Annotated in this window: 22 protein-coding genes and 1 tRNA gene; 16 read left to right on the top strand and 7 right to left on the bottom strand. The window is 74.0% G+C overall.

Features of this window, described 5'->3' with window-relative positions; all coding sequences use genetic code 11:
- Positions 1–99 precede the first annotated feature (99 nt).
- From GBN72_RS30260 to GBN72_RS30230, 6 genes are all read left to right on the top strand, one after another.
- Positions 100–660, top strand: a complete 561-nt coding sequence (locus GBN72_RS30260) for a YqgE/AlgH family protein (protein WP_151775132.1) — start codon at positions 100–102, stop codon at positions 658–660.
- Positions 661–745: 85 nt separating this feature from the next.
- A complete protein-coding gene (locus tag GBN72_RS30255) occupies positions 746–1,039 on the top strand; it encodes a DUF3039 domain-containing protein (RefSeq protein WP_151775131.1) in 294 nt (97 codons plus the stop codon).
- Between the two features lie 13 nt (positions 1,040–1,052).
- Positions 1,053–2,696, top strand: a complete 1,644-nt coding sequence (locus GBN72_RS30250; protein WP_281372027.1) for a beta-N-acetylhexosaminidase — start codon at positions 1,053–1,055, stop codon at positions 2,694–2,696.
- Positions 2,697–3,695: 999 nt separating this feature from the next.
- Complete coding sequence (locus GBN72_RS30240; RefSeq protein WP_151775210.1) at positions 3,696–4,586, top strand: FAD binding domain-containing protein; 891 nt, start codon at positions 3,696–3,698, stop codon at positions 4,584–4,586.
- Entirely contained in the window at positions 4,583–5,848 is a 1,266-nt protein-coding gene (locus GBN72_RS30235; protein WP_151775129.1) for a (2Fe-2S)-binding protein, read from the top strand. The genes GBN72_RS30240 and GBN72_RS30235 overlap by 4 nt, the downstream gene beginning before the upstream one ends.
- Positions 5,845–8,142 carry a xanthine dehydrogenase family protein molybdopterin-binding subunit gene (locus GBN72_RS30230; RefSeq protein ID WP_151775128.1) on the top strand — a complete coding sequence of 766 codons (2,298 nt, stop codon included), beginning with the start codon at positions 5,845–5,847 and terminating at the stop codon, positions 8,140–8,142. The genes GBN72_RS30235 and GBN72_RS30230 overlap by 4 nt, the downstream gene beginning before the upstream one ends.
- Before the next feature lie 196 nt (positions 8,143–8,338).
- On the opposite strand, the gene GBN72_RS30225 is transcribed toward GBN72_RS30230, so the two are convergent.
- Positions 8,339–8,413, bottom strand: a tRNA-Cys gene (locus tag GBN72_RS30225).
- 159 nt (positions 8,414–8,572) lie between these two features.
- On the opposite strand from GBN72_RS30225, the gene GBN72_RS30220 reads away from it, so the two are divergent.
- The 4 genes from GBN72_RS30220 to GBN72_RS30205 all read left to right on the top strand — a co-directional run bounded on the left by GBN72_RS30220 (position 8,573) and on the right by GBN72_RS30205 (position 12,686).
- Entirely contained in the window at positions 8,573–10,018 is a 1,446-nt protein-coding gene (locus tag GBN72_RS30220) for an MFS transporter (RefSeq protein WP_151775127.1), read from the top strand.
- A gap of 150 nt (positions 10,019–10,168) precedes the next feature.
- Positions 10,169–10,369 carry a ribbon-helix-helix protein, CopG family gene (locus GBN72_RS30215; protein ID WP_151775126.1) on the top strand — a complete coding sequence of 67 codons (201 nt, stop codon included), beginning with the start codon at positions 10,169–10,171 and terminating at the stop codon, positions 10,367–10,369.
- Positions 10,366–10,770: a type II toxin-antitoxin system death-on-curing family toxin gene (locus GBN72_RS30210; protein ID WP_151775125.1), complete on the top strand. Its 405-nt coding sequence runs from the start codon at positions 10,366–10,368 to the stop codon at positions 10,768–10,770. The genes GBN72_RS30215 and GBN72_RS30210 overlap by 4 nt, the downstream gene beginning before the upstream one ends.
- Before the next feature lie 110 nt (positions 10,771–10,880).
- Complete coding sequence (locus GBN72_RS30205) at positions 10,881–12,686, top strand: DEAD/DEAH box helicase (protein WP_151775124.1); 1,806 nt, start codon at positions 10,881–10,883, stop codon at positions 12,684–12,686.
- Positions 12,687–12,717: 31 nt separating this feature from the next.
- Here GBN72_RS30205 and GBN72_RS30200 read toward each other — a convergent pair whose 3' ends face one another.
- Positions 12,718–13,353: an IclR family transcriptional regulator gene (locus GBN72_RS30200; protein ID WP_151775123.1), complete on the bottom strand. Its 636-nt coding sequence runs from the start codon at positions 13,351–13,353 to the stop codon at positions 12,718–12,720.
- 257 nt (positions 13,354–13,610) lie between these two features.
- Between GBN72_RS30200 and GBN72_RS30195 the strand changes: the two genes are divergently transcribed.
- A complete protein-coding gene (locus GBN72_RS30195) occupies positions 13,611–14,981 on the top strand; it encodes an FAD-binding oxidoreductase (protein WP_151775122.1) in 1,371 nt (456 codons plus the stop codon).
- A gap of 64 nt (positions 14,982–15,045) precedes the next feature.
- On the opposite strand, the gene GBN72_RS30190 is transcribed toward GBN72_RS30195, so the two are convergent.
- Positions 15,046–15,465: an SsgA family sporulation/cell division regulator gene (locus GBN72_RS30190; RefSeq protein ID WP_174887229.1), complete on the bottom strand. Its 420-nt coding sequence runs from the start codon at positions 15,463–15,465 to the stop codon at positions 15,046–15,048.
- Between the two features lie 267 nt (positions 15,466–15,732).
- On the opposite strand from GBN72_RS30190, the gene GBN72_RS30185 reads away from it, so the two are divergent.
- Positions 15,733–17,160, top strand: a complete 1,428-nt coding sequence (locus GBN72_RS30185; RefSeq protein ID WP_151775121.1) for an RDD family protein — start codon at positions 15,733–15,735, stop codon at positions 17,158–17,160.
- Positions 17,161–17,220: 60 nt separating this feature from the next.
- Here the strand turns inward: GBN72_RS30185 and hppD are convergent, their stop codons facing one another.
- A complete protein-coding gene (hppD, locus tag GBN72_RS30180; RefSeq protein ID WP_151775120.1) occupies positions 17,221–18,366 on the bottom strand; it encodes a 4-hydroxyphenylpyruvate dioxygenase in 1,146 nt (381 codons plus the stop codon).
- Positions 18,367–18,490: 124 nt separating this feature from the next.
- Between hppD and GBN72_RS30175 the strand changes: the two genes are divergently transcribed.
- Positions 18,491–18,985 carry an Lrp/AsnC family transcriptional regulator gene (locus tag GBN72_RS30175; RefSeq protein ID WP_151775119.1) on the top strand — a complete coding sequence of 165 codons (495 nt, stop codon included), beginning with the start codon at positions 18,491–18,493 and terminating at the stop codon, positions 18,983–18,985.
- Between the two features lie 27 nt (positions 18,986–19,012).
- Here GBN72_RS30175 and GBN72_RS30170 read toward each other — a convergent pair whose 3' ends face one another.
- Positions 19,013–19,789 carry a S16 family serine protease gene (locus GBN72_RS30170; protein WP_151775118.1) on the bottom strand — a complete coding sequence of 259 codons (777 nt, stop codon included), beginning with the start codon at positions 19,787–19,789 and terminating at the stop codon, positions 19,013–19,015.
- Positions 19,790–19,891: 102 nt separating this feature from the next.
- Here GBN72_RS30170 and GBN72_RS30165 point away from each other — a divergent pair, with 102 nt between their 5' ends.
- Positions 19,892–20,746: an RDD family protein gene (locus GBN72_RS30165; RefSeq protein ID WP_151775117.1), complete on the top strand. Its 855-nt coding sequence runs from the start codon at positions 19,892–19,894 to the stop codon at positions 20,744–20,746.
- 17 nt (positions 20,747–20,763) lie between these two features.
- On the opposite strand, the gene GBN72_RS30160 is transcribed toward GBN72_RS30165, so the two are convergent.
- On the bottom strand, positions 20,764–21,009 hold the full coding sequence (locus tag GBN72_RS30160; RefSeq protein ID WP_151775116.1) for a hypothetical protein: 246 nt from the start codon (positions 21,007–21,009) through the stop codon (positions 20,764–20,766).
- 392 nt (positions 21,010–21,401) lie between these two features.
- Between GBN72_RS30160 and GBN72_RS30155 the strand changes: the two genes are divergently transcribed.
- Both GBN72_RS30155 and GBN72_RS30150 read left to right on the top strand, forming a co-directional pair.
- On the top strand, positions 21,402–23,726 hold the full coding sequence (locus GBN72_RS30155) for an immune inhibitor A domain-containing protein (protein ID WP_151775115.1): 2,325 nt from the start codon (positions 21,402–21,404) through the stop codon (positions 23,724–23,726).
- A gap of 138 nt (positions 23,727–23,864) precedes the next feature.
- Complete coding sequence (locus GBN72_RS30150) at positions 23,865–24,191, top strand: hypothetical protein (protein WP_246212998.1); 327 nt, start codon at positions 23,865–23,867, stop codon at positions 24,189–24,191.
- Positions 24,192–24,212: 21 nt separating this feature from the next.
- Here the strand turns inward: GBN72_RS30150 and GBN72_RS30145 are convergent, their stop codons facing one another.
- On the bottom strand, positions 24,213–24,812 hold the full coding sequence (locus tag GBN72_RS30145; protein WP_151775113.1) for an isochorismatase family protein: 600 nt from the start codon (positions 24,810–24,812) through the stop codon (positions 24,213–24,215).
- Positions 24,813–24,898 lie beyond the last annotated feature (86 nt).

Raw genomic sequence — 24,898 nt, 5'->3', positions numbered from 1 at the left:
CACCGGCCGAGGGGGGTCGGCCCCGCCGGCCGGAGGACGTTCATCCTGGTACCCCCGTCGGGGGTTCCCAGTGCCGCCGGATGCGGAATCATGGCGGGCATGACCGAGGTGTCCTCGCTCACAGGACGGCTGCTCGTGGCGACTCCGGCGCTGACGGATCCCCATTTCGCCCGGGCCGTGGTGCTGATGCTCGACCACGACGGCGAGGGATCGCTGGGTGTGGTCCTCAACCGGCCCACGCCGGTCGGCGTGGCCGACATCCTGGACGACTGGGCGGACTACGCCGGGGAGCCGGGGGTCGTCTTCGAGGGCGGCCCGGTCTCCCTCGACTCCGCGCTGGGCGTGGCCGTGGTGCCCGGCGGCGACGGCCCGGTCGGCTGGCGCCGGGTGCACGGCGCCATCGGCCTGGTCGACCTGGAGGTCCCGCCCGAGCTGCTGGGGGCGGCGCTGGGCTCGCTGCGGATCTTCGCCGGGTACGCGGGGTGGGGCCCGGGCCAGCTGGAGGACGAACTGGCCGACGGCGCCTGGTTCGTCGTGGAGTCGGAGCCCGGCGACGTCTCCTCGCCCGCCCCCGAGCGGCTGTGGCGGGACGTGCTGCGCCGCCAGCGCGGCGAGCTGGCGATGATCGCGACCTACCCGGACGACCCGTCCCTCAACTGACGTCCCCGACGTCGCCGGACCGGCCCTCCCGCGGTGGCGTTCGGCCCTGCCGCCACCGGCGGGCGTCCCGGTACGCTTGGCACCCATGAGCACTCTCGAGCCCGAGCGCGGCACCGGCACCGGCACGCTGGTCGAACCGACCCCGAAGACGTCGCACGGCGACGGCGACCACGAGCGCTTCGCCCACTACGTCCAGAAGGACAAGATCATGGCGAGCGCGCTGGACGGCACGCCCGTCGTGGCGCTCTGCGGCAAGGTCTGGGTCCCGGGTCGCGACCCGAAGAAGTACCCGGTGTGCCCGATGTGCAAGGAGATCTACGAGTCCATGGGCGCCGGCGGCGACGACCAAGGCGGCAAGGGCGGCAAGGGCGGCAAGTAGCCGGTACGGCAAGGTGAGCAGCGGCGACGCCGGGTCCCGTCCCGGCGGCATCGACCCCGGTCTCGTCCCACTGCCCCGTGCCGCGGAGGTCCGCGGCACGGGGCGTGGCTTCGCGCTCGACGAGCGCACCGTCCTGGAGGCGGCACCCGGCACGGAGGGCACCGCCCTCTGGCTGCGTTCGGTCCTGGGCGCCGCGTACGCGCTGCAGCTCCCGCCCGCCCCCGCCGGGGGCGGGGGCGAGGGCCCCGCAGTGCGTCTGGTGCTCGACGACGCCCTGGAGCCGGAGGCCCACCGGCTGGACGTCGACCCGGTCACCGGCGTGGAGATCCGCGCCGGCGGGCCGGCCGGGGTGTTCTGGGGCGCGCAGACGCTCCGCCAGCTCCTCGGGCCCGACGCCTTCCGCCGGGCGCCGGTCCGCCCCGGGGCGACGGCCGTCGTGCCCGAGGTCCGGATCGAGGACGCGCCCCGTTTCCGCTGGCGCGGCCTGCTGCTCGACGTGGCGCGGCACTTCATGCCCAAGGACGGCGTGCTGCGGATCGTCGACCTGATGGCCGGGCACAAGCTGAACGTCCTCCACCTCCACCTCACCGACGACCAGGGCTGGCGGATCGAGATCCGCCGCCACCCCCGGCTCACCGAGGTCGGCGCGTGGCGTCCGCGGACCAAGCTGGGCCACCGTGCCTCGCCGCTGTGGGACGAACGCCCGCACGGCGGGTACTACACGCAGGACGACCTGCGGGAGATCGTCGCCTACGCGGCGGCGCGGCACGTCACCGTCGTCCCCGAGATCGACATCCCCGGCCACTCCCAGGCCGCGATCGCCGCCCACCCCGAGCTGGGGAACACGGACGCGGTCGACACGGCCGCGCTCGGCGTCTGGGACACCTGGGGCATCAGCCCGCACGTCCTCGCCCCCACCGAGCGGGTGCTGCGCTTCTACGAGGAGGTGCTGGAGGAGGTTCTGGAGATCTTCCCGGCGCCTTTCGTGCACCTGGGCGGGGACGAATGCCCCAAGGAGGAGTGGCGCGCCTCGGCGACCGCGCAGGCGCGGATCCGGGAACTGGGCGTCGGCGACGAGGACGGGCTCCAGGCCTGGTTCACGGCGCACTTCGCGCGGTGGCTCGCCGGGCGCGGGCGGCGGATGGTCGGCTGGGACGAGATCCTCGACGGGGGACGGCCGCTGCCGGAGGGGACCGTGGTGTCCTCCTGGCGGGGCTACCAGGGCGGTGTCGCGGCGGCGAAGGCGGGCCACGAGGTCGTCGTCTGCCCCGAGCAGCACGTGTACCTCGACCACCGGCAGGCGGCGGGGGACGGGGAGCCGGTGCCGCTGGGCTTCGTCCGCACGGTGGAGGACGTGCACGGGTTCGAGCCGGTGCCGGTGGAGCTGGACGCGTACCGGGAGCGGGTGCTGGGGGTTCAGGCTAACCTCTGGACCGAGGTGGTGGAGGACGGGCGTCGTGCCGACTACCAGCTCTTCCCGCGGCTCGCGGCGTTTGCGGAGGTCGCCTGGTCGTCCGGCCGGCGGGGCTTCCCGGCGCGCCTGGCCACCCACCTCGCGCGCCTCGACGCCCTCGGCGTCGAGTACCGCCCGCTGACCGGCCCCCACCCCTGGCAGCAACGCCCCGGCCTCCTCGGCCGCCCCCTCCCCGGCCCCTGACCCCCGCCGCCGCGCGGTGCCGGGGGCAGGGCCTTCCCCCTGCGGGGGCGCCTTGCGGTGCGTGGCGGCGTGGTGCCGCCGGCGGCGGTCGTGCCTCCGCGTGCTGCGCAGCCCACGCCCTCCCTCCCGTCCGCGGAGCCGCCGTGCGGTGGGTGAACCGTGCCCGTTCCGTCTGCGGGCAATCGTGCCGCCGTGCGGTGCGGAGCTCCCGCCCTTCCGTCTGCGGGCAATCGTGCCGCCAAGGGCGATGGGGGTGCCCCCTGCTCGAGCGAAGTCGAGAGCTTGGGGGAGGGTGGGCGCAGGCCTCACGTGCGCACGTGACGGCTCGCTCCGCGGAAGCTGAGCCCCTTGGGAAGGGGGCGGGTCGGGGGATGAACAGTGCTGTCCGCCGGGGCCCGGCTTGTGCACGCCGCAGTGAGGTCACGCCGTGTACGGCGCCGCCCGCTTGGGCTTGGTGGAGCGGACCGCTCGCCGCGTACGGCGCCGCCCTGCGCCCGCCCGTGCCGCCCCCTGGGCGGCCCAGCCGCCCGCAGAGCGGCGGGTGTGGCGCGGTCACCGCGGGACTGTGGGGTGTGGCCCAGCCGCCCGCAGAGCGGCGGCGGGGTGTGGTGCGGTGACCGCGGGACGGTGGGGTGTGGAGCGGACCGCTTGCCGCGAGGGCGCCGCCCTGCGCCCGCCCGTGCCGCCCCCTGGGCGGCCCAGCCGCCCGCAGGGCGGCGGGTGTGGCGCGGTCACCGCGGGACGGTGGGGTGTGGCCCAGCCGCCCGCAGAGCGGCGGCGCGGTGTGGTGCGGTGACCGCGGGACGGTGGGGTGTGGTGCGGCGGCCTGCGGGAGGGGCGGGGGGCGGCGACAGGTGGGAGGGATGATGTGCCAGAGTTGCCACGTCCGCCCTGTCAGCACGTACCGTACGGTCACAACGCCGAGGAACAGGCACAAGGCGGTTCCAGGCCGGGGGAAGCGGGAAGGGGCAAGCCGGTTTGACCACGCACACACCGCACGTGCCGCACGCGCCACACGCGCCGCAGGCCGTGACCCTACCCGCGTCACTGGACGAGGCCGTCGACGCGCTCGCCGCAACGCCCACCGCCGTCCCGGTCGCCGGCGGCACCGACCTGATGGCCGCCGTCAACTCCGGTCGCCTCCGTCCCTCCGCCCTCGTCGGCCTCGGCCGCATCGCCGAGATCCGCGGCTGGCAGTACCAGGACGGCCACGCCCTGCTCGGCGCCGGCCTCACCCACGCCCGCATGGGCCGCCCGGACTTCGCCGCGCTGATCCCCGGTCTCGCCGCCGCCGCCCGCACCGCGGGCCCGCCGCAGATCCGCAACGCCGGCACCCTCGGCGGCAACATCGCCTCGGCCGCGCCGACCGGCGACGCGCTCCCGGTGCTGGCCGCGCTGGAGGCCACGGTGATCGTGGCCGGCCCCGGCGGCGCCCGCCGCGAGGTGCCCGTCTCGCACCTGCTGGCGGGTGTGGAGATGCTCCGCGGCGGTGAACTGATCGGCTACGTCCGGGTCCCGCTGCTGCACGCGCCGCAGGTGTTCCTGAAGGCGACCGGCCGCACCGGCCCCGGCCGGGCCACCGCCTCCGTCGCCCTGGTCCTCGACCCGGGCCGCCGCGCCGTGCGCTGCGCGGTCGGCGCGGTCGCCCCGATGCCGCTGCGGCCGCTGGAGGCCGAGCAGTGGATCGCCGGCCTGATCGACTGGGACAACAGCCGGGCCCTGGTCCCGGACGCCGTCACCGCCTTCGGCGACTACGTGGCAGCCGCCTGCATCCCCGACCCGGTCCCCGCCGAGGACGGCACCGTGCAGAAGCTGCCCCCCGCCGTCCAGCACCTGCGGCGCACCGTCGCCGCGCTGGCCCGACGAGCACTGGGGAGGGCTCTGTCGTGACCGACGAACAGCACGAGGGGAACGGAGCCCCGGGCGGTCCGAGCCGCTGGGACCCGCTGCCCCAGGGCGAGTACGACGACGGCGCCACGGCCTTCGTGGAGCTGCCGGAGGGCGGCATCGACGCCCTGCTCGCCGCGCCCGGCCACGGGTTCGTCCCGCCGCGCATAACGACGGTCCCGCACGCCGCGGAGACCGCCGACCCCGCGGCGCCCACGGCGCCCGCCGCCTGGCACCAGCCGGACGCCGCGGCGGCGCCCCCGGCCGCCCCGCCGGGACAGGAGGGCGCCCGCCAGTGGTCCGACGCGGCGGTCTACCCGGACGCCGGCTCCCAGTGGGGCCAGGGGGAGAGCCCGTACGACAGCGCCCAGTGGGACTCCGCCCACACCGGCCACACCACCGGTGCCTGGGAGTCCGACCACGCCCAGGCCTGGGTCCCGCAGCAGCACGAGCACGACGGCGGCGACGCCGCGGAACCGCGCGAGGCCGCCGCCGAGGCGGTGCGGGCGGAGGAGCCCGCGCCGGAGGTCCCCGGCGACGCCCCCCACGAGGCCGGCGACGCCCCGCACGGGGCCGGCGCCACCCCGGGCGAGGAGCCCGCGGCGCCCGCGGAGCCCGGCGCGGACGTGGAGGCGGACGCCGACGAGCAGCCGCCGCTCCACGCGCCGCTCCAGGACGACCGCCCCCTCGCCTCCTACGTGCTCCGCGTCAACGGCGCGGACCGCCCGGTCACCGACGCGTGGCTCGGCGAGTCGCTGCTGTACGTGCTGCGGGAGCGGCTCGGCCTGGCGGGCGCCAAGGACGGCTGCTCGCAGGGCGAGTGCGGCGCCTGCAACGTGCAGGTGGACGGCAGGCTGGTCGCCTCCTGCCTGGTGCCCGCCGTGACCACGGCCGGCAGCGAGGTGCGCACCGTGGAGGGCCTGCCGGACGAGACCGGGCAGCCCTCCGACGTGCAGCGCGCGCTGGCCCGCTGCGGCGCCGTGCAGTGCGGCTTCTGCATCCCCGGCATGGCGATGACCGTGCACGACCTGCTGGAACGCAACCCGGCGCCCACCCGTCTGGACGCCCGCACCGCGCTCAGCGGCAACCTGTGCCGCTGCTCGGGCTACGGCGGCGTGCTGGACGCCGTCGAGCAGGTCGTGGCCGAGCGCCGCGCCCTCCAGGACGCCGAGGCGGAACTCGACGACGGGACGCCCTTCCGGGACGCCGGCGACACCGCGTACGGCGAGTACGCCGACGACGCCGAGGACGGAGACCACGCGTGAGCTTCGACACCGTCACCGCCGCCGCTGACGGGACCGGTCCGCTCCACGGCATCGGCGCGTCCCTCCCGCGCGACGACGTCGACGCCAAGACGGCCGGCACCTTCGCCTACGCCGCCGACCTGTGGGCCGAGGGCCTGCTGTGGGCCGCCGTGCTCCGCTCCCCGCACCCGCACGCGCGGATCCTGTCCGTGGACACCACGCACGCCCGCGAGATGCCCGGCGTGCACGCCGTGATCACCGCCGAGGACGTGCCCGGCGAGGCGCTGCACGGGCGCGGGCCCGCGGGCCCCGACCGGCCGGTGTTCGCCTCCGGGGTGGTCCGCCACCACGGCGAGCCGATCGCCGCGGTCGCCGCCGACCACCCCGACACCGCGCGGATGGCCGCCGCCGCGGTGATCGTCGAGTACGAGATCCTCGACCCGGTCACCGATCCCGAACTCGCCTTCGAGGCGGAGCCGCTGCACCCCGACGGCAACCTGATCCGGCACATCCCGCTGCACCACGGCGACCCGGAGGCCACCGGGGAGATCGTGGTCGAGGGGACCTACCGGATCGGCCGGCAGGACCCGGCTCCGGTCGGCGCGGAGGCCGGGCTGGCCGTGCCGCGGCCGGACGGCGGCGTCGAGTTCTACGTCGGCTCCACCGACCCCCACGCCCACCGCGACGCGGCCGCCGCCTGCTACGGGCTGGAGCCGGAGCGCGTCCGGGTCGTCGTCACCGGAGTGCCGGGTGCGGACGCCGACCGTGAGGACCCCGCCTTCCTGCTGCCGCTGGGCCTGCTGGCGCTGCGCACCGGCTGCCCGGTGAAGCTGGCGGTGAGCCGTGAGGACTCCTTCCTCGGCCACACCCACCGCCACCCGACGCTGCTGCGCTACCGGCACCACGCCGACGCGCAGGGGCGGCTGGTCAAGGTGGAGGCGCAGATCCTGCTGGACGGCGGTGCCTACGCGGAGGCCTCCGCGGAGGCGCTGGCCGCCGCGGTCGCCTTCGCCTGCGGGCCGTACGTGGTGCCGCACGCGTTCGTCGAGGGCTGGGCGGTGCGCACCAACAACCCGCCGTCCGGGTACGTGCGCGGCGAGGGCGCCCTCCAGGTGTGCGCGGCGTACGAGGCGCAGATGGACAAGCTGGCCCGGAAGCTGGACCTGGACCCGGCGGAGCTGCGGGCCCGCAACGTGCTGGCCACCGGCGACGTGCTGCCCACCGGGCAGACCGTCACCTGCCCGGCGCCGGTCGCCGAGTTGCTGGCCGCGGTGCGTGAGGCGCCGATGCCGGAGCTGCCCAAGGACACCCCGGTCGAGGAGTGGCTGCTGCCCGGCGGCCCGGAGGGGCCGGGCGATCCGTCGGCGGTGCGGCGCGGCGTCGGCTACGGCGTCGGCATGGTGCACCTGCTGGCCGCGGAGGGCTCCGACGAGGTCTCCACCGCGACGGTGAAGGTCAAGGACGGCGTCGGCACGGTGCTGTGCGCGGCGGTCGAGTCCGGTCAGGGCTTCGCCACGCTGGCCCGGCAGATCGTGCAGGAGATCCTGGGCGTCGAGGACGTGGTGGTCGCCCCCGTGGACACCGACCAGCCGTCCGCCGGCGCGGGCAGCAGGGGCCGGCACACCTGGGTCTCGGCGGGGGCGGTGGAGCGGGCCGCGAAGATGGTCCGCACGCAGCTGCTGCAGCCGCTGGCCCACCAGTTCGGCATGTCCACCGAGCTGCTGCAGATCGCCGAGGGGAAGATCACCTCGTACGACGGGGTGCTGTCGACCACGGTGGTCGAGGCACTGGCCGGCAAGGAGCTCTGGGCCACCGCCCAGTGCCGCCCCCATCCGACCGAGCCGCTGGACGCGAACGGGCAGGGCGACGCCTACGTGGGGCTCGTGTTCTGCGCGGTGCGGGCGGTGGTCGACGTCGACGTGGAGACCGGCGCGGTGCGGGTCGTCGAGCTGGCGGTCGCGCAGGACGTGGGGCGGGTGCTGAACCCGGCGCAGGTGCGGGCGCGCATCGAGTCGGGCCTCACCCAGGGCGTGGGCATCGCCCTCACGGAGAACCTGCGCACGCAGCGCGGCGCGGTCCGCCACCCGGACCTCGGCGGGTACGCCCTGCCCACGGCACTGGACGCGCCCGACGTGCGGCTGGTCCGGCTGGTCGAGGAGCGGGACGTGGTGGCCCCGTTCGGCGCCAAGTCCGTCTCCACGGTGCCGGTGGTCACCGCCCCGGCGGCCATCGCGTCCGCCGTCCGCGCCGCCACCGGACGCCTCGTCAACCGCCTCCCCATCCGTCCCCAGGCCGCGGTCGTCACCGGCGGCTGACTCCGCGCCGCCCCGCTCCGCCCCGCGCTCCCCGGTATGCCGGGGGCGCGGGGCGGCGTCATTCGGCAGCAGGTGTCGGCAGCAGGTGTCGGCGGCGGGCGTGGGCAGCGGGCCGCGGCGGGGGAGCGCCGGCAGGGGCCCGGCCCGGAAACGCGGCGCGCCCCGCCGGGTTGACCTCCGGCGGGGCGCGCCGCGGTGGAGACCGCGGCGGGATTCGAACCCGCGTGCCTGGATTTGCAGTCCAGTCCCTGGGCCACTCGGGCACGCGGTCCTGGTGGCGACGTCCATGACGCTACGGGCCCCGCGCGGCGCGGCTCAAGCGATCGGGCGGGCCCGCAACGGGACTGCCACACCCCGTTCATGAACGGTTCGCGGCGGACCGGGCGGAGAGACAGGAGCGACCGTCCGGCTCGCCCCTTACGCTTGCGGCATGACCAGCCGCCCCCTCGACTCCTCCCGCGACAACGACGTCGTCCCGGACCCCCTCGACACGCACCCCGAGGAGTCCGTCCTCGGCCGCTCCCACCGGGCGCTCAGCATCGGCATCGTCTCCGTCGTCCTGCTGATCGCCTTCGAGGCGACCGCCGTCGGGACCGCGATGCCGGTCGCGGCCCGCGAACTGAACGGCGTGGAGCTGTACGCCTTCGCCTTCTCCGCGTTCTTCACCACCAGCCTCTTCGGCATGGTGGTCTCCGGCCAGTGGGCCGACCGGCGCGGCCCGCTCGGTCCGGTGGCGCTCGGCATCGCCTCGTTCGGCGCGGGCCTGGTGATCTCCGGACTGTCCGGGACGATGTGGGTGTTCGTGCTCGGCCGCGCGGTCCAGGGCCTCGGCGGCGGGCTGGTGATCGTCGCGCTGTACGTGGTGATCGGCCGGGCCTACCCGGAGCGGCTGCGGCCCGCCATCATGGCGGCGTTCGCGGCGAGCTGGGTGGTGCCGTCGGTGGTCGGGCCGCTGGCCTCCGGCACCGTCACCGAACACCTCGGCTGGCGCTGGGTGTTCCTCGGCATCCCGGTGATAATCCTGCTCCCGCTGGCGCTGGCCCTGCCGGAGATCCGCCGCCGCGCGTCCGGTCCGACCGACGAGGGGGCCGCCGCGACGGCCGACCCGCGCCGGATCCGCCTCGCGCTCGCCGTCTCGATCGGCGCCGGCCTCTTCCAGTACGCCGCGCAGGACCTGCGCTGGTTCTCCCTCGCCCCCGCGGTCCTGGGCCTCGCCCTGCTGGTGCCGGCCGTCCTCGGCCTGCTCCCGCCCGGGACGTGGCGCTCGGCGCGCGGCCTGCCCTCGGTGGTCCTGCTGCGCGGCGTGGCGTCCGGCGCGTTCATCGGAGCCGAATCGTTCATCCCGCTGATGCTGGTCACCCAGCGGGACATGTCGCCCATCTGGGCCGGCTTCTCCCTCGCGGCCGGCGGCCTCACCTGGGCCACCGGGTCCTGGGTGCAGTCCCGGCCCCGCCTGGAGCGGCACCGGGAGCGGCTGGTCACCCTGGGCATGACGCTGGTCGTCCTCGCCATCGTCGCGGTGCCCGCCGTGCTGATCGAGGCCGTGCCCGCCTGGTGGGTGGCCCTGGTGTGGTCGTTCGGCTGCTTCGGCATGGGCCTGGTCATCGCCTCCACCAGCGTCCTGCTGCTGAAGCTGTCCCCGCCGCACGAGGCCGGCACCAACTCCGCCGCCCTGCAGATCTCCGACGGCCTGGCCAACGTGATGCTGCTCGCCGTGGCGGGCGCCGCCTTCGCGGCCCTCGGCGGCGGCACCGTCGCCCACGCCACCACCGCCGCGTCCGGCGGCTCCCACCCGGCCGCCTTCGCCGCCGTCTTCGCCCTCGCGGCCCTGCTGGCCCTCGGCGGCATCCAGGTCACCCGCCGCCTGCGCGCGTGAGGGGGCGGGCGGCCCCGTCCCCGCGGTCCTGAGCGGTGCCGCCGGTCCGGGCCTGCCCGACGAAGCGACCCCGCTGTCCTCGGCCGACGGTGACCGGACGGAGACCCTGTTCCGGTACCAGTCTGGTACCAGGAGTGGTACCGTTGTGGTATGGCTATGAACCTGCGTCTCCGCGACGACCAGACCGAGGCCCTCAAGCTGCGCGCCGAGGAGGAGGGGGTCAGCATGCACGCCATACTGCTCAGGGCCGTCGACGACTACCTGGCCCGGACGGCGCACGACGCGTTGGTCCGCAAGGCCGCCAAGGAGCAGACCGCCAAGTGGGCGGAGCTGCTGGAGCGGCTCAAGTGAGCGTGGTGTATCTCAGCTCCGAGAACGTCCTGGAGATCGCCGACGCGGCCGTCGACGACCAGCAGGTCCGCCTCCGCGACGTGGGCCTGCTGGAGTCCGCGGTACACAGGCCCTCGGCCGCGATGTTCGGGGAGGAGGCCTACCCGGGCCTGCTCGAGAAGGCGGCGGCGCTGCTTCAGTCGCTCGCGGTGAACCGTCCGTTCGTCGACGGTGACAAGCGCACCGCCTGGGTGTCCTGCATGGTCTTCCTCGCGATCAACGGTGTGCAGCTACGGCCTGACATCGACGCGGGTGAACGCCTGGTGATCGCGGTTTCGACCGGGCGCATGGAGGAGCTCAAGGACATCGCCCAGGCCCTGGGGGACCTGGCGGACGACGGGTCCGCGGCCGGCGCGGTGTGAGGTCGGTCCCATCGGGGGTGGGCGCGGTGTGGTAGCGGCGGGGAGGCGGCCGGGCCACCGATAAGGTTGCTCGGTCGTCCTCGCGTAACCGATCCCCCGAACCGGAGACCGTGACTACTTCCGCCGGATACAGCGTCCCCGCCCCCTCCACGCACCTGTCGCCAGCGTTCCCGGGCCGTGCCCCCTGGGGCACCGCCGGCAAGCTGCGCGCCTGGCAGCAGGGGGCCATGCAGAAGTACCTGGAGGAGCAGCCCCGCGACTTCCTCGCGGTGGCCACCCCCGGCGCCGGCAAGACGACCTTCGCCCTCACCCTGGCGTCCTGGCTGCTCCACCACCACGTGGTCCAGCAGGTCACCGTGGTGGCGCCCACCGAGCACCTGAAGAAGCAGTGGTCGGAGGCCGCCGCCCGGATAGGCATCAAGCTCGACCCCGAGTACAGCGCGGGCCCGCTCGGCCGGGAGTACGACGGCGTCGCCGTCACCTACGCCGGCATCGGCGTGCGCCCGATGCTGCACCGCAACCGCGTCGAGCAGCGCAAGACCCTGGTGATCCTCGACGAGATCCACCACGCCGGCGACTCCAAGTCCTGGGGCGAGGCATGCCTGGAGGCGTTCGAGCCGGCCACCCGGCGGCTCGCGCTCACCGGTACGCCGTTCCGGTCGGACACCAACCCGATCCCCTTCGTCACCTACGAGGAGGGCAACGACGGGATCCGCCGCTCCTCCGCCGACTACACCTACGGCTACGGCTCGGCCCTCGGAGACGGCGTCGTCCGTCCGGTGATCTTCCTGTCGTACAGCGGCAACATGCGCTGGCGCACCAAGGCGGGCGACGAGATCGCCGCCCGTCTCGGTGAGCCGATGACCAAGGACGCGGTCAGCCAGGCGTGGCGGACCGCCCTCGACCCCAAGGGCGAGTGGATGCCCGCGGTGCTGCGCGCCGCCGACCAGCGGCTCAGCGAGGTCCGCAAGGGCATCCCCGACGCGGGCGCCCTGGTGATCGCCTCCGACCAGGAGTCGGCCCGCGCCTACGCCAAGCTGATCCGCGACATCACCGGGGAGAAGGCCACCCTGGTCCTCTCCGACGACACCGGCGCGTCCAAGCGGATCGACGAGTTCAGCCAGAGCGAGGAACGGTGGATGGTCGCCGTCCGCATGGTGTCCGAGGGCGTCGACGTCCCGCGCCTGGCGGTCGGCGTGTACGCCACCACCATCTCCACGCCGCTGTTCTTCGCCCAGGCCGTCGGCCGCTTCGTGCGGTCGCGGCGCCGGGGCGAGACCGCCTCCGTCTTCCTGCCGACCGTGCCGGACCTGCTGACCTTCGCCAACGAGATGGAGGTGGAACGGGACCACGCCCTCGACCGGCCGAAGAAGCACGGCGAGGAGGACCCGTACGCCGAGTCCGAGAAGGAGATGGCGGAGGCCAACAAGGAGCAGGACGAGGACACCGGCGAGCAGGACATGCTGCCGTTCGAGGCGCTGGAGTCCGACGCGGTCTTCGACCGGGTCCTCTATGACGGCGCCGAGTTCGGCATGCAGGCCCATCCGGGCAGCGAGGAGGAGCAGGACTACCTCGGCATCCCGGGGCTGCTGGAGCCCGACCAGGTCCAGCTGCTGCTCCAGAAGCGGCAGCAGCGGCAGATCGCGCACAGCCGGCGCAAGCCCTCCGAGGAGGCCGACCTGCTGGAGCTGCCGGCGGACCGGCGGCCGGTGGTGAGCCACAAGGAGATGATGGAGATGCGGCGGCAGCTCAACAACCTCGTCGGCGCGTACGTCCACCAGAGCGGGAAGCCGCACGGGGTGATCCACACGGAGCTGCGCCGGGTCTGCGGCGGGCCGCCGGCCGCCGAGGCCACCGCCGGTCAGCTCCAGGCGCGGATCGCCAAGGTCCAGGAGTGGGCCACCCGCATGCGCTGACCCCGCCCGCCGTGTCCCGCGTGCGGTGGGGTCAGCCGAGGGCCTCGGCGACCTCGCGGGCCGCTTCGACGACGCGGGGGCCCACCCGCTCGGGTACCGCGTCGGAGAGCATCACCACGCCGACGCTGCCCTCCACCCCCGTCACCCCGAGCAGCGGCGCCGCCGCCGCGCAGGTACCGGTGTCCCCCTCCCCGCGGACCAGCGTGAACCCGGGGTCCGCCTCACGCCGGGCGGCGAGGATGGCCCGCCCGGCGGCGCCCTGCTCCAGCCGGTGCCGGTGTCCCGGGCGGTGGGCGACGTGGAAGTCCGTCCAGGTCGGCTCGGCCACCGCGACCGTCAGCGCCTCCGCGCCGTCGACGAGGGTGAGGTGGGCGGTCGCCCCGATGTCCTCGGCCAGCGACCGCAGCGCCGGCAGGGCCGCCTCGCGGACCAGCGGATGGACCTGGCGGCCCAGCCGCAGCACGCCCAGCCCGACCCGGGCCCGCCCGCCGAGGTCGCGGCGTATCAGCGAGTGCTGCTCCAGCGTGGCGAGCAGGCGGTACACGACCGTCCGGTTGACCCCGAGCCGCTGCGACAACTCGGTGACGGTCAGGCCGTGGTCGGTGTCGGCGAGCAGCTTGAGGACACGTAGTCCCCGGTCCAGGGTCTGGGAGGTCTCCGCGGTCACGACGCCCACTCCTTCGTTGGTGAGGTCGGCGGCCGGCGCCGGCAGGCGAAATTCGCGAGAACCACGCGCCGGGCGACGCTGCCGCGGGCCGTGTTCGTGGGCGCGACAGTAGCGAAGCCGGTCCGCTGAGCGGAAGATGCCGTCCAGAATCCGGGCAGGCCGACCGGCTCGCCGCGGTGCCGGCCCACGGCGCCCGCCGCCCGCGCGTCGGCCGCCCGAGGGTTCCCCCGCCGCCCGCCCGCTGCCACCCTGGGCCCATGAGCCGTGACCTGATCACCCGACTGCTGGACGGCCTCCCCGAGGACGCCGTCCTGACCGACCCCGACGTCACCGCCTCCTACTCGCACGACATGGCCAGCTTCTGCCCGGCCGGCACTCCCGCCGTCGTGGTCCTGCCGCGCACCACCGAACAGGTCCAGCACGTGATGCGCACCGCCACCGAGCTGCGCGTCCCGGTGGTGCCGCAGGGCGCCCGGTCCGGACTCTCCGGCGCGGCCAACGCCACCGACGGGTGCGTCGTGCTCTCGCTGATCAGGATGGACCGCATCCTGGAGATCAACACGGTCGACCGGTACGCGGTCGTGGAGCCCGGCGTCATCAACGCCGCCCTCTCCCGCGCGGTCGAGGAGCAGGGCCTGCACTACCCGCCGGATCCCTCCAGTTGGGAGATGTGCACCATCGGCGGCAACATCGGCACCGCCTCCGGCGGCCTGTGCTGCGTGAAGTACGGGGTGACCGCCGAGTACGTTCTCGGCCTGCGGGTCGTGCTCGCCGACGGCCGGCTGCTGACCACCGGGCGCCGCACCGCCAAGGGCGTCGCCGGCTACGACCTGACCCGGCTCTTCGTCGGCTCCGAGGGGACGCTCGGCGTGGTCGTCGAGGCGGTCCTGGCGCTCAGGCCGAAGCCGCCGCAGCAGCTCGTGCTGGCGGCCGAGTTCAGCTCCGCGGCGGCGGCCTGCGACGCCGTCTGCAGGATCATGGAGGGCGGCCACGTGCCCTCGCTGCTGGAGCTGATGGACCGCACCACCGTCAAGGCGGTCAACGACCTGTCCAGGATGGGGCTTCCGGAGGAGACCGAGGCGCTGCTGCTCGCCGCCTTCGACACCGGCGACCCGTCCGCCGACCTGGCCGCCGTGGGCGCCCTCTGCGAGGCGGCCGGCGCCACCCAGGTGGTGCCCGCCGACACTCCGGCCGAGTCGGAACTGCTGCTCAAGGCGCGGCGCTTGAGCCTGATCGCGCTGGAGGCGGTGAAGGGCACCACGATGATCGACGACGTGTGCGTGCCCCGCTCCCGGCTCGCCGAGATGCTGGAGGGCGTCGAGCGCATCGCGTCCAAGTTCCAGCTCACCATCGGCGTCTGCGCCCACGCCGGCGACGGCAACACGCACCCCACCGTCTGCTTCGACGCCGCCGACCCCGAGGAATCGCGGCGCGCCCGGGAGTCGTTCGACGAGATCATGGCGCTGGGGCTGGAACTCGGCGGGACCATCACCGGTGAGCACGGTGTCGGCGTGCTCAAGAAGGAGTGGCTGGCCCGGGAGGCGGGGCCGGTCGCCATGGAGCTCCAGCGGGCCGTGAAGGACGCCTTCGACCCGCTCGGGCTGCTCAACCCCGGGAAGCTGTTCTGAGGGCTCGCTCCGGCGACCACTCCCAGCCCCGATCCGGGGCCCACTCCAGGGCTCGATCCGGGGCTCATTCCAGGGCGAGCAGCTCGGCCAGCGGGCCGTCCAGGTCGAGCAGCTCGCCCTCCCGGCCCCGGGGCACCACGCGCAGGGTGTGCGCCAGCCAGGTGGCCACCTCGCCCGCCGGTGCCTCCAGCAGCGCGTCCCCGCAGGGCGAGGAGAGCGCCAGCAGCACCACCGGCGCGCCCCCCTCCACACCGCGCCCCGGCCACACCCGCACGTCGCCCTGCCCGCAGGCCCGGAACCGGCCCTCCATCAGCAGGTCGCGGGCGAACGACCAGTGCACCGGCCGGTCGGTGCCGGAGTGGAAGGCGACGTGGACGGCGAACGGGTCGTCGGTGGCGTACCGCAGCCGGGCGGCGACCGGCGCGTACCGGTCCGACGACATGATCATCTTCATGGTCAGCTCTCGTTCCACCACGGTGCGCATGATGGGGCTCCTCTCCCAGCGGCTCTGTGTCTCTGTGGAAGGAGAGGGCCGTGCGCCCCGGGCATTACGCGACTCACGGAAACTTTTTCGCCGCGCCCGCGTCATGCCCGCCTTCACGTCCCAAGGGACCACCGATCCGGGTGAACCCGCAGCGAAGATCAACCCGTTCGGGGCTCGTACGGCCGGACGGGCAGTGCCGGGTGCGCCGTTCTGGTATGTGTGGGTAACCCCGATTCGAATCCCGAGCAGATACCGGACACGACGGACATGAGTGCGCCCACCCCGGCCCCCGGTGACGACACGCCCCGTGAGGGTTACTACCCGGACCCGTCCATTCCCGGATACGTCCGGTACTGGAACGGCTCGGCCTGGGTGCCGGGCACCAGCCGCCCGGCCCCGGCGGACGGACGGCCGCTGCCCCCGCCGCCGGGGGTGGTGCCCGCCGCGCCGCCGGCCAGGCCCGCTCCGGCCCCCGCGCCGGCTCCGGCTCCCGCGCCGGCTCCGTCCCCGGCTCCCGCCCACGGCTCCTACTCCGCGGCCGGGGCCGCTCCGTCCGCCCCGGTCCCCCCGGCGGCGTCCGTCCCCCAGGCGCGGGGCGTGGAGGAGACGGGGCCCCAGTTCCTCGACGACAGCGACGAGATCGTCACCGAGATGGCGCCCGAGACGGGCCGGACCCCGGTGCTCCCGGCGCCCGCGCCCGCCCCGGCGGCGCCCGCGCCGCAGCGCCCGGCCCCCGCCCCGGCGCCCGAGGCGGGCAACTTCCCGCCCGCCGCGACCGGTTCGGGCTGGGACGCGGTGCGCACGGGCGCGGCGGAGCGTCCGCGGCCGGTGTCGTGGGGTTCGCCGGGGCCGGAGGCGTCCGACCCGCGGGTGGTGGAGGACGGGAGGCCCGACCAGGGGCCCTCGCGTGAGGGCACGATGGTCTTCGGGACCCGCCCGGCGGCCGGGCAGTCGCCCGCCGGACCGCAGGGCCCGCAGCAGGCGGCCCCCGCTCAGGCACCGGCTGCGGCACCCGCCCCCGCCCCCGTCCCCGCCCCTGCTCCGGCCCCCGCCCCGGTCCCGGCCCCCGCCCCGGTCCCCGTCGCGACCACGCAGTGGCCGCCGCAGCAGGCCGGACCGCAGCAGGCCGGGCAGGCGCCCGCGCCCGCTCCGGCGCCGTGGAAGCCGGTGACGGAGGACCCGTTCACCGCGGCCGCCCGGCGCCAGGCCTCGGCCCGTCCGGCCGGGCTGGGCCGGCGGATCGCGGCGCGGCTCATCGACGCCCTGCTGGTCGGCGCGGTCACCTCGGCGGCGGCGGTTCCGCTGGGCATGCGGGCGTGGGAGCACATCGAGGCGAAGGTGGAGGCCGCCCGGCTCTCCGGGGAGCAGGTCACCGTCTGGCTGGTGGACGGCACCACCGGCGTCCACCTGGCGGTCGTCCTCGGGGTGCTGCTGCTCGCGGGCGTGCTGCTGGAGGTGCTGCCGACGTCGCGGACGGGGCGGACGCTGGGCAAGAAGGCGCTCGGCCTCCAGGTCCGCGACATCGAGGGCCACGAACCGCCGTCGTTCGGCGGCGCGTTGCTGCGGTGGGCGGTGGGGACGATTCCCACCCTGCTGGTGATCGGCGTGGTCGGGCTCTTCTGGGCGGTGGTCGACCGCCCCTGGCGGCAGGCGTGGCACGACAAGGCGGCGCACACCTTCGTCGCCGGGGACTGACGCCGAGGGGGCGCCCCGCCGTCGTGGCGGAGCGCCCCCTCGGACCGGGCGCAGTCGGGGTCAGAGGTTGCCGCGGCGCTCCTGCTCGCGCTCGATGGCCTCGAAGAGCGCCTTGAAGTTGCCCTTGCCGAAGCCCATGGAGCCGTGCCGCTCGATCATCTCGAAGAAGACCGTCGGCTTGTCCTGGACCGGCTTGGTGAAGATCTGCAGCAGGTAGCCGTCCTCGTCGCGGTCCACCAGGATCTTCAGCTCGCGCAGCGTCTCCACCGGGACCCGGGTCTCCCCGGCCCACTCGCCGAGGGTGTCGTAGTACGAGTCCGGGGTGTCGAGGAACTCGACGCCCGCCGCCCGCATCGTCCGCACGGTGCGGACGATGTCGTTGGTGTTGAGCGCGATGTGCTGCACGCCCGGACCGCCGTAGAACTCGAGGTACTCGTCGATCTGCGACTTCTTCTTCGCGATCGCCGGCTCGTTGATCGGGAACTTCACCTTCAGCGTGCCGTCCGCGACGACCTTGGACATCAGCGCGGAGTACTCGGTGGCGATGTCGTCGCCGATGAACTCCTTCATGTTGGTGAAGCCCATGACCCGGCGGTAGAACTCGGTCCACTCGTCCATCCGGCCGAGCTCGACGTTGCCCACGCAGTGGTCGATCGCCTGGAAGGTACGCTCCGCCGGCGGCTCCACGACCGGCGCGGCGGCCCGGTAGCCCGGCAGGTAGGGGCCCGAGTAGCCGGCGCGCTCGACCAGCGTGTGGCGGGTCTCGCCGTAGGTGGCGATGGCGGCGATCACGACGGTGCCGTGCTCGTCCTTCGTCTCGTACGGCTCGGCGACCGAGCGGGCCCCGTGCTCCATGGCGTAGGCGTACGCGGCGCGGGCGTCCGGCACCTCGAGGGCGAGGTCGATGACGCCGTCGCCGTGCTCGGCGACGTGGCCGGCGAGGAAGCGGCCCCAGTCGGTGGACGGCTTGATCACCGAGGTGAACACGAACCGGGCCGAGCCGTTCTCCAGGACGTAACTGGCCGTCTCCCGGGAGCCGTTCTCCGGTCCGGAGTAGGCCACCAGGCGCATGCCGAAGGCGGTCGAGTAGTAGTGGGCGGCCTGCTTGGCGTTGCCCACGGCGAAGACGACCGCGTCCATCCCCTTCACCGGGAAGGGGTCGGCCTGCCGTGCGGTGTCGGGAGCGTGGTGTGTGGTCTGCGTCATGTGGGCAGGGTCACCCCGAACCGCAAGGTGCGCAATCCATGGCTTTTTCGCTGCGCAGGTTGCACAGTCATGGGACCGCCAGGGCGGCGGTTGTGTACAGGATGACCATCGGTGGGGGCGGTCCATGGGGATCGACGGTCTGGACGGGCGCATCATCGCGCTGCTGGCGAGGGAGCCGAGGCTGGGGGTGCTGGAGATGTCACGCCGTCTCGGTGTGGCCCGCGGCACGGTGCAGGCGCGGCTGGACCGGCTCCAGGCGCGCGGGGTGATCCGCGGGTTCGGCCCCGACGTCGACCCCGCGGCGCTGGGCTATCCGGTGACGGCGTTCGCCACGCTGCAGATCCGGCAGGGGAGCGGGGCGGCGGTGCGGGTGCACCTGGCCTCCGTCCCGGAGGTGCTGGAGCTGCACACCACCACGGGGAGCGGGGACATGCTGTGCCGGCTGGTCGCCCGGTCCAACGCCGACCTCCAGCGGGTGATCGACCTCGTCGTCGGCTTCGACGGCATCGTCAGGGCGTCCACGGCCATCGTGATGGAGAACGCGGTTCCGCTGCGCGTCATACCCCTCGTGGAACAGGCCGCCCGGCTGCCGGCCGCCCGGGAGGCCGAGGCCCTGTAGGGGGTCCGGGGGGACGTGCCGGGAGGGTCAGCAGGAGGGGACGTCGCCCTTGCCCGTGCGGAGGGCCTCGAGGGAGGTGACGGCGCCGCGGAGCGTGGTGACCGGGACGAGGCGCAGGCCCTTCGGGAGTTCGGTGAGCGCGTCACGGCACTCGGCGCGCGGGACGAGGAACACCGTCGCCCCGTCGCGTGCGGCGGCCCGCGTCTTCAACGCGACACCCCCCACGGTCCCCACCGCGCCCTCGGGGGAGATCGTGCCGGTCCCGGCGACCACCGTGTCGCCCGCGAGGTCGGTGCCCAGCTTCTCGACGATCCCCAGCGAGAACAGCAGGCCCGCGCTGGGCCCGCCCACGTCCGCCAGGCGCAGCGTCACCTTCACGTCCTCGGGGCTGCGCCTCAGGTATCCCAGCGCCGCCTCCGTCGCGTCGTCCTGCGACTGCCGCATCTGCTCGGCGTTGTACCGCTCGATCTCCTCGACGTCGTCCCCGCTCGGGTAGACGGCGTCCGTCGGCATGACCGCCTCGTCGGTCCGGAACCACCCGTCGACCACGTCGGCGAGGCGGACGTCGGCGTCGGGACCGGTCGCCTCGATCGTGGTCATCCGCAACTGCCCGTCGGCCGGCACCGTGCGGGCGCCCTCGATGGAGATCACCGGCTTGCCGTCCCGTTCGCCGAGGACGTTCGCGGTCATCCCCGGGCGCGCCACCGTGAACGGCAGCGGGGCGAGCGCCGCGACCGCGATCAGCGCGACGGCGGGCAGGGCGCAGAGGGCGGCGGCCTTGGGGCGTGAGAGGCGAGAGAACACGGGGTCAATCTAACGGCCCCGTCCCCCTGCCCGGTGAGGCCGCCTCCCCCGGACGGCCCCCTGCCGGATGCGGGCGTCCTCCCGGCGCGGTCGACTCGGGCCATGAGCAGCGAACCCCCGCCCCCGCCGCCCCCGGACGACGACGACCCGTTCCGCAAGCGCCCGCCGTCCGGCGGCGCCGAGGGTGGCGCGGGTGGCGCGGGTGGCGCAGGTGACACGGGTGACACCGCCGGCTCCGGCAGTCCGTACGACACGCCCGCCGGCGGCCAGGGCCCCTACGACGGCCAGGGTGGCCAGGGCCCGTACGACGGCCAGGGCCCGTACGACGGCCAGGGCGGCCAGGGCGGCGGCGCGCAGCCGCACGGGAACGCGGGCCCCGGCGGCCCGTACGACCCCGGCGGGACCGCCTCGCCGGGCGGCCAGTACGGCCGGTACGGCCCCACCGGCGCGTACGGCCCCGGCGGCCCCTACGACGGCGGAACCGCCCCCGACCCGCTCGCCGGGATGCCCCCGCTCGCCGACAGCCTCCGCCGCGTGCTGGCCCGGCTGATCGACCTGGTGCTGGTCGGCATCGTGGTGGGCCTGCTCGCCTGGGCGTTCGACGTCGACGAGTACGAACTCAGCGCGGACCGGGTGGACGCCGCCAAGTTCTGGATCCGCGACATCATCGTCGTCGTCCTGTACGTCGGCTACGACACGCTGATGACCGCGCGCAACGGCCAGACCCTCGGCAAGAAGCTCTTCAAGATGCGCGTCGCCAACCTGGACAACGGCAGCACCCCGTCGATGACGACCTCGCTGCTGCGCGCGGCGGTGCTCTGGGTGCCGTTCGCGTTCTGCTGCGCCTGCCTGTGGCTCGCCGTCGCGGGCGGCTGGAGCTTCTTCGACAAGCCGTTCAAGCAGGGTCTGCACGACAAGGCGGCCAAGACCGTGGTGGTCAGCACCAACGACGCCTGAGCGCGCCGCCCGGCGGGTCAGCGCCGCGCGGGCTCCCGGCGCCGCTCGGCGTCCGCCGCGTGCCGGGTGGCCGGAACTCGACCCCCGCCGTCGCGTCCGCCGGTTCCGGTGGCCGTCGCCGCGAGCACGCCGGCCACGAGCGAGAGCACGGCGATCAGCGCGACCGCCGGGACCGAGCTCGCCCCGGTGAGTGCCAGGAGCGCCGTCGTACACAGCACCGCCGCGCCGGTCCCGCGGACCAGCTGCGCGAGGGAGGGAGTCACGGGGGGAATCACGGACGGACGGGCCATGGCAATCGTGTCCTCGGACGTGGGCGACAGGGGCGGCTTGCTTCGGCACGGTCTCCCCGGCACATGCCCGAGCCACCTGCCGGTCAAGCGCGGCACACCTCGACGGGCGGGTGCACCGGGGGGCGCACGCAGGCACGAGCCTCGCACGCGGAGCGCGCCCACGCGCCCGACCGAGCGACCGCTTACAGGAAATGCTCACGACAAGTCAAGGACTGGTTTTTCCACCGAACCTCCGGTCAAATGTTCCCACTTGACACACGCGTAGCACCGCGCGCGACTCCTGCCTGCCCCGAACAGCAGGACTCGGTACCTCCGTACTCAGGACATCTGTCTACGCGCGTTGGGGACGCGGGGGAGGAATTCAAGTGGCATCCAGATGGGCGCTTCGAGCGGCCGCTACTGCCGTCGCCCTGGCGACGGCGAGCGCGGGTCTCTCGACGTTCGCGGTGGCCCAGCCCGACGCGGGCGTGGCCATCAACGCGAAGGCGGACTCGCCGACCAAGGGCGAGCACCGCCAGCACGACTTCGACGGTCCCCTGACCAAGAGTCAGGAGGCCAAGAAGGAGCAGGCCCTCCAGAAGGTCCTGGCCGGCAAGGCCGAGGTCAAGGAGAAGGGCGGCTCCAAGGTCGTCAAGCTCCAGGAGCGGCACGGCAAGAGCAAGTACGTCGAGCTGGGCCGGGAGAAGACCGACAAGATCTTCACCATCCTGGTCGAGTTCGGTGAGCAGGTTCACCCCACGTACGGCGGCACCCCCGGTCCGCTGCACAACGAGATCGCCGAGCCGGACCGGTCGAACGACAACTCGACCGAGTGGCAGCCCGATTACGACCAGAAGCACTTCGAGGACATGTACTTCGGCGAGGGCGAGTCCCTCAAGACGTACTACGAGAAGCAGTCCTCGGGTCGCTACTCGGTCGACGGCGAGGTCTCCGACTGGGTCAAGGTGCCCTACAACGAGGCCCGTTACGGCTCGAACCTGTGCGACCCCTGCGCCTGGAACGCGGTGCAGGACGGTCTGAACGCCTGGTTCGCCGCCGAGACCGCGAAGGGCGCCACCGCCGCGGAGCTCAAGGCCCGGCTGGCCGAGTACGACCAGTGGGACCGTTACGACTTCGACGGCGACGGCAACTTCAACGAGGCCGACGGCTACATCGACCACTTCCAGGTCGTGCACGCCGGTGAGGACGAGTCCGCCGGTGGCGGCGCCCAGGGCGAGGACGCCATCTGGGCCCACCGCTGGTACGCGTTCGGCACCGACGCCGGCCGCACCGGCCCGGAGGGCAACAAGCTCGGCGGCACCCAGATCGGTGACACCGGCGTCTGGGTCGGCGACTACACCATCCAGCCCGAGAACGGCGGCCTCGGTGTCTTCGCCCACGAGTACGGTCACGACCTCGGTCTGCCGGACCACTACGACACCCAGGGCGGCGAGAACTCCACGGGGTTCTGGACGCTGATGTCCTCGGGTTCGTGGCTCGGCACGGGTGACGGCCAGATCGGCAACCTCCCCGGCGACATGAACGCCTGGGACAAGCTGCAGCTGGGCTGGCTGGACTACAAGCTGGTCGACTCGAAGTCCACGTCGAAGACCACGCTGGGCGTCCAGTCGTACAACACCCGCGAGGACCAGGCCCTGATCGTCGAGCTGCCGGAGAAGGAGGTCTCCACGGAGGTCTACCCGCCGGCGCAGGGCGAGAAGCAGTGGTGGACCGGCAGCGGTGACGACCTGCGCAACACGCTCACCCGTGATGTGGACCTGACCGGCAAGTCGACCGCGGCGATCAGCTTCGACGCCTGGTACGACATCGAGCAGGACTACGACTACTTCTACGTCGAGGTCTCCACCGACGGCGGCGCGAACTACACGCCGGTCGACGGCACCATGAACGGCACGGCGATCCCGCGCGACGGCAGCGGCGCCCCGGCGCTGCACGGCACCATCTCGCAGTACGAGTCCTTCGAGTTCCCGCTGGACGCGTACGCCGGCCAGGCCGTCAAGGTCCGCTTCCGCTACGCGACCGACGGCGGCTACATGCTCACCGGGCTCGTGGCCGACAACATCGCGATCACCGCGGACGGTTCGGCGGTCTTCTCCGACGACGCCGAGACCGAGGCGGCGGGCTGGACCTCCAACGGGTTCACCCGCGTGGGCGACAAGATCACCGGTCTCTACGAGCAGTACTACATCGTGGAGAACCGCCAGCACGTCGGGTACGACAAGACCCTCAAGACCGGTCCGTACAACTTCGGCTGGTCCACCACCCGTCCCGACTGGGTCGAGCACTACGCCTACCAGACCGGCATGCTGATCTGGAAGTGGGACACCTCGCAGGCGGACAACAACGTCAGCAAGCACCCGGGCGCGGGCCTGATCCTTCCGATCGACGCCCACCCGGACGCGCTGCGCTGGACCGACGGCACCCTGCTGCGCAACCGGATGCAGGCGTACGACTCGCCGTTCAGCCTGAAGCGGACCAGCGGCATCACCCTGCACAAGGCCGGCGTCCCGGTCGTCGTTCCGTCGCTGCGCGGCGTGTCCGTCTTCGACGACACCAGGAACGACTACTACGACGAGGCCAACCCGCAGGGCGGCGTCAAGGTCAGCGACACCAACACCCGGATCGAGCTCGTGAAGCAGGCCAAGGACGGCTCCACGATCACGGTCAAGGTGGGCCCCGCGGCCCGGTAGTCCGCCGAGCACTCTCGGTGACAACTGCATAACCGCAGGTCAGACTGCGTTCGGCGGCGTTCCCCTGGCGGGGGCGCCGCCGGACGTGTTCAGATGCCTCTCATCGAAATTTTCGGAAGTTCGACGGGAGGCATCGTCATGTCCTCAGGATTCGTGCGCCTGCCCAGTGGCAGCGTGGTGGTCGCCCTGACCCTCCCGCGGCCCGGCGACGGGGGCGCGCCCGAGCGGGTGCGGGTCCTGGTGCATGCCCGGAACCGGGCGCGGGCGCTCACACGGCTGCGGAACCTCGGGCTGCGGGCCGTGTACCTGCGCGGGAACACGGCGCCCCCGACACCCGACGAGGTCACCGCGGTCCTGCACCACCCCGACGGGCTCATATGGCGCGAGGCGCCGGTACGGGGCGTCGCCTACCACCCGTGGCACCCCATCCGCAGCCTGGTGGGCCGGCCGCCCGCCTGGGCGTAGCGCGGGCCCTCGCCGGGGCGCTCAGCCCCCGGCGACCACCGGGTCGCCCGTGAGGTCGACCCCCGCGCCGCGGAGCTCCTCCAGCGCGCGCTCCGTGGTCTGCCGGGCCACCCCCGCCGTGAGGGGGAGCAGCACCCGTGTCCGCAGCCCGGCCTTCACCGCGTCCAGCGCCGTGGCCCGCACGCAGTGGTCCGTGGCGATGCCCACCACGTCGACCTCGTCCACCTCGCGTACCCGCAGCCACTCGGCCAGCCCGACCCCGTTCTCGTCGGCGCCCTCGAACCCGCTGTAGGCGGCCGCGTAGGCACCCTTGTCGAAGACGGCGTGCACCGCACCCGAGGCCACGGCGGGCGCGAAGTTCGGGTGGAATCCGACCCCCTCGGTCCCCGCCACGCAGTGCGCCGGCCACGAGTTCACGAAGTCCGGGTCGTCCGCGAAGTGCCCGCCCGGCGCGACGTGGTGGTCACGCGTGGCCACCACGTGCTGGTAGGCCCCGGCCGGCGCGGCCTGCCCGATCAGCTCGGTGATGGCCGCGGCGACGTCCGCGCCGCCCGTCACCGCCAGGCTGCCCCCCTCGCAGAAGTCGTTCTGCACGTCCACCACGATCAACGCTCGACGCATCGCCCCGCACCAACCCTTCGATCTTCACCGTAGAAAAAACGACCGGAACAGCGACAAGCGGCGACAAGCCGCCGTCGGCTGCATAC

The organism is Streptomyces abyssomicinicus (genome assembly GCF_008974245.1).
Classification (GTDB): domain Bacteria; phylum Actinomycetota; class Actinomycetes; order Streptomycetales; family Streptomycetaceae; genus Streptomyces; species Streptomyces abyssomicinicus.
The sequence above is the reverse complement of the archived record's forward strand: the minus strand, read 5'-3'. Positions and strand labels throughout refer to the sequence as shown.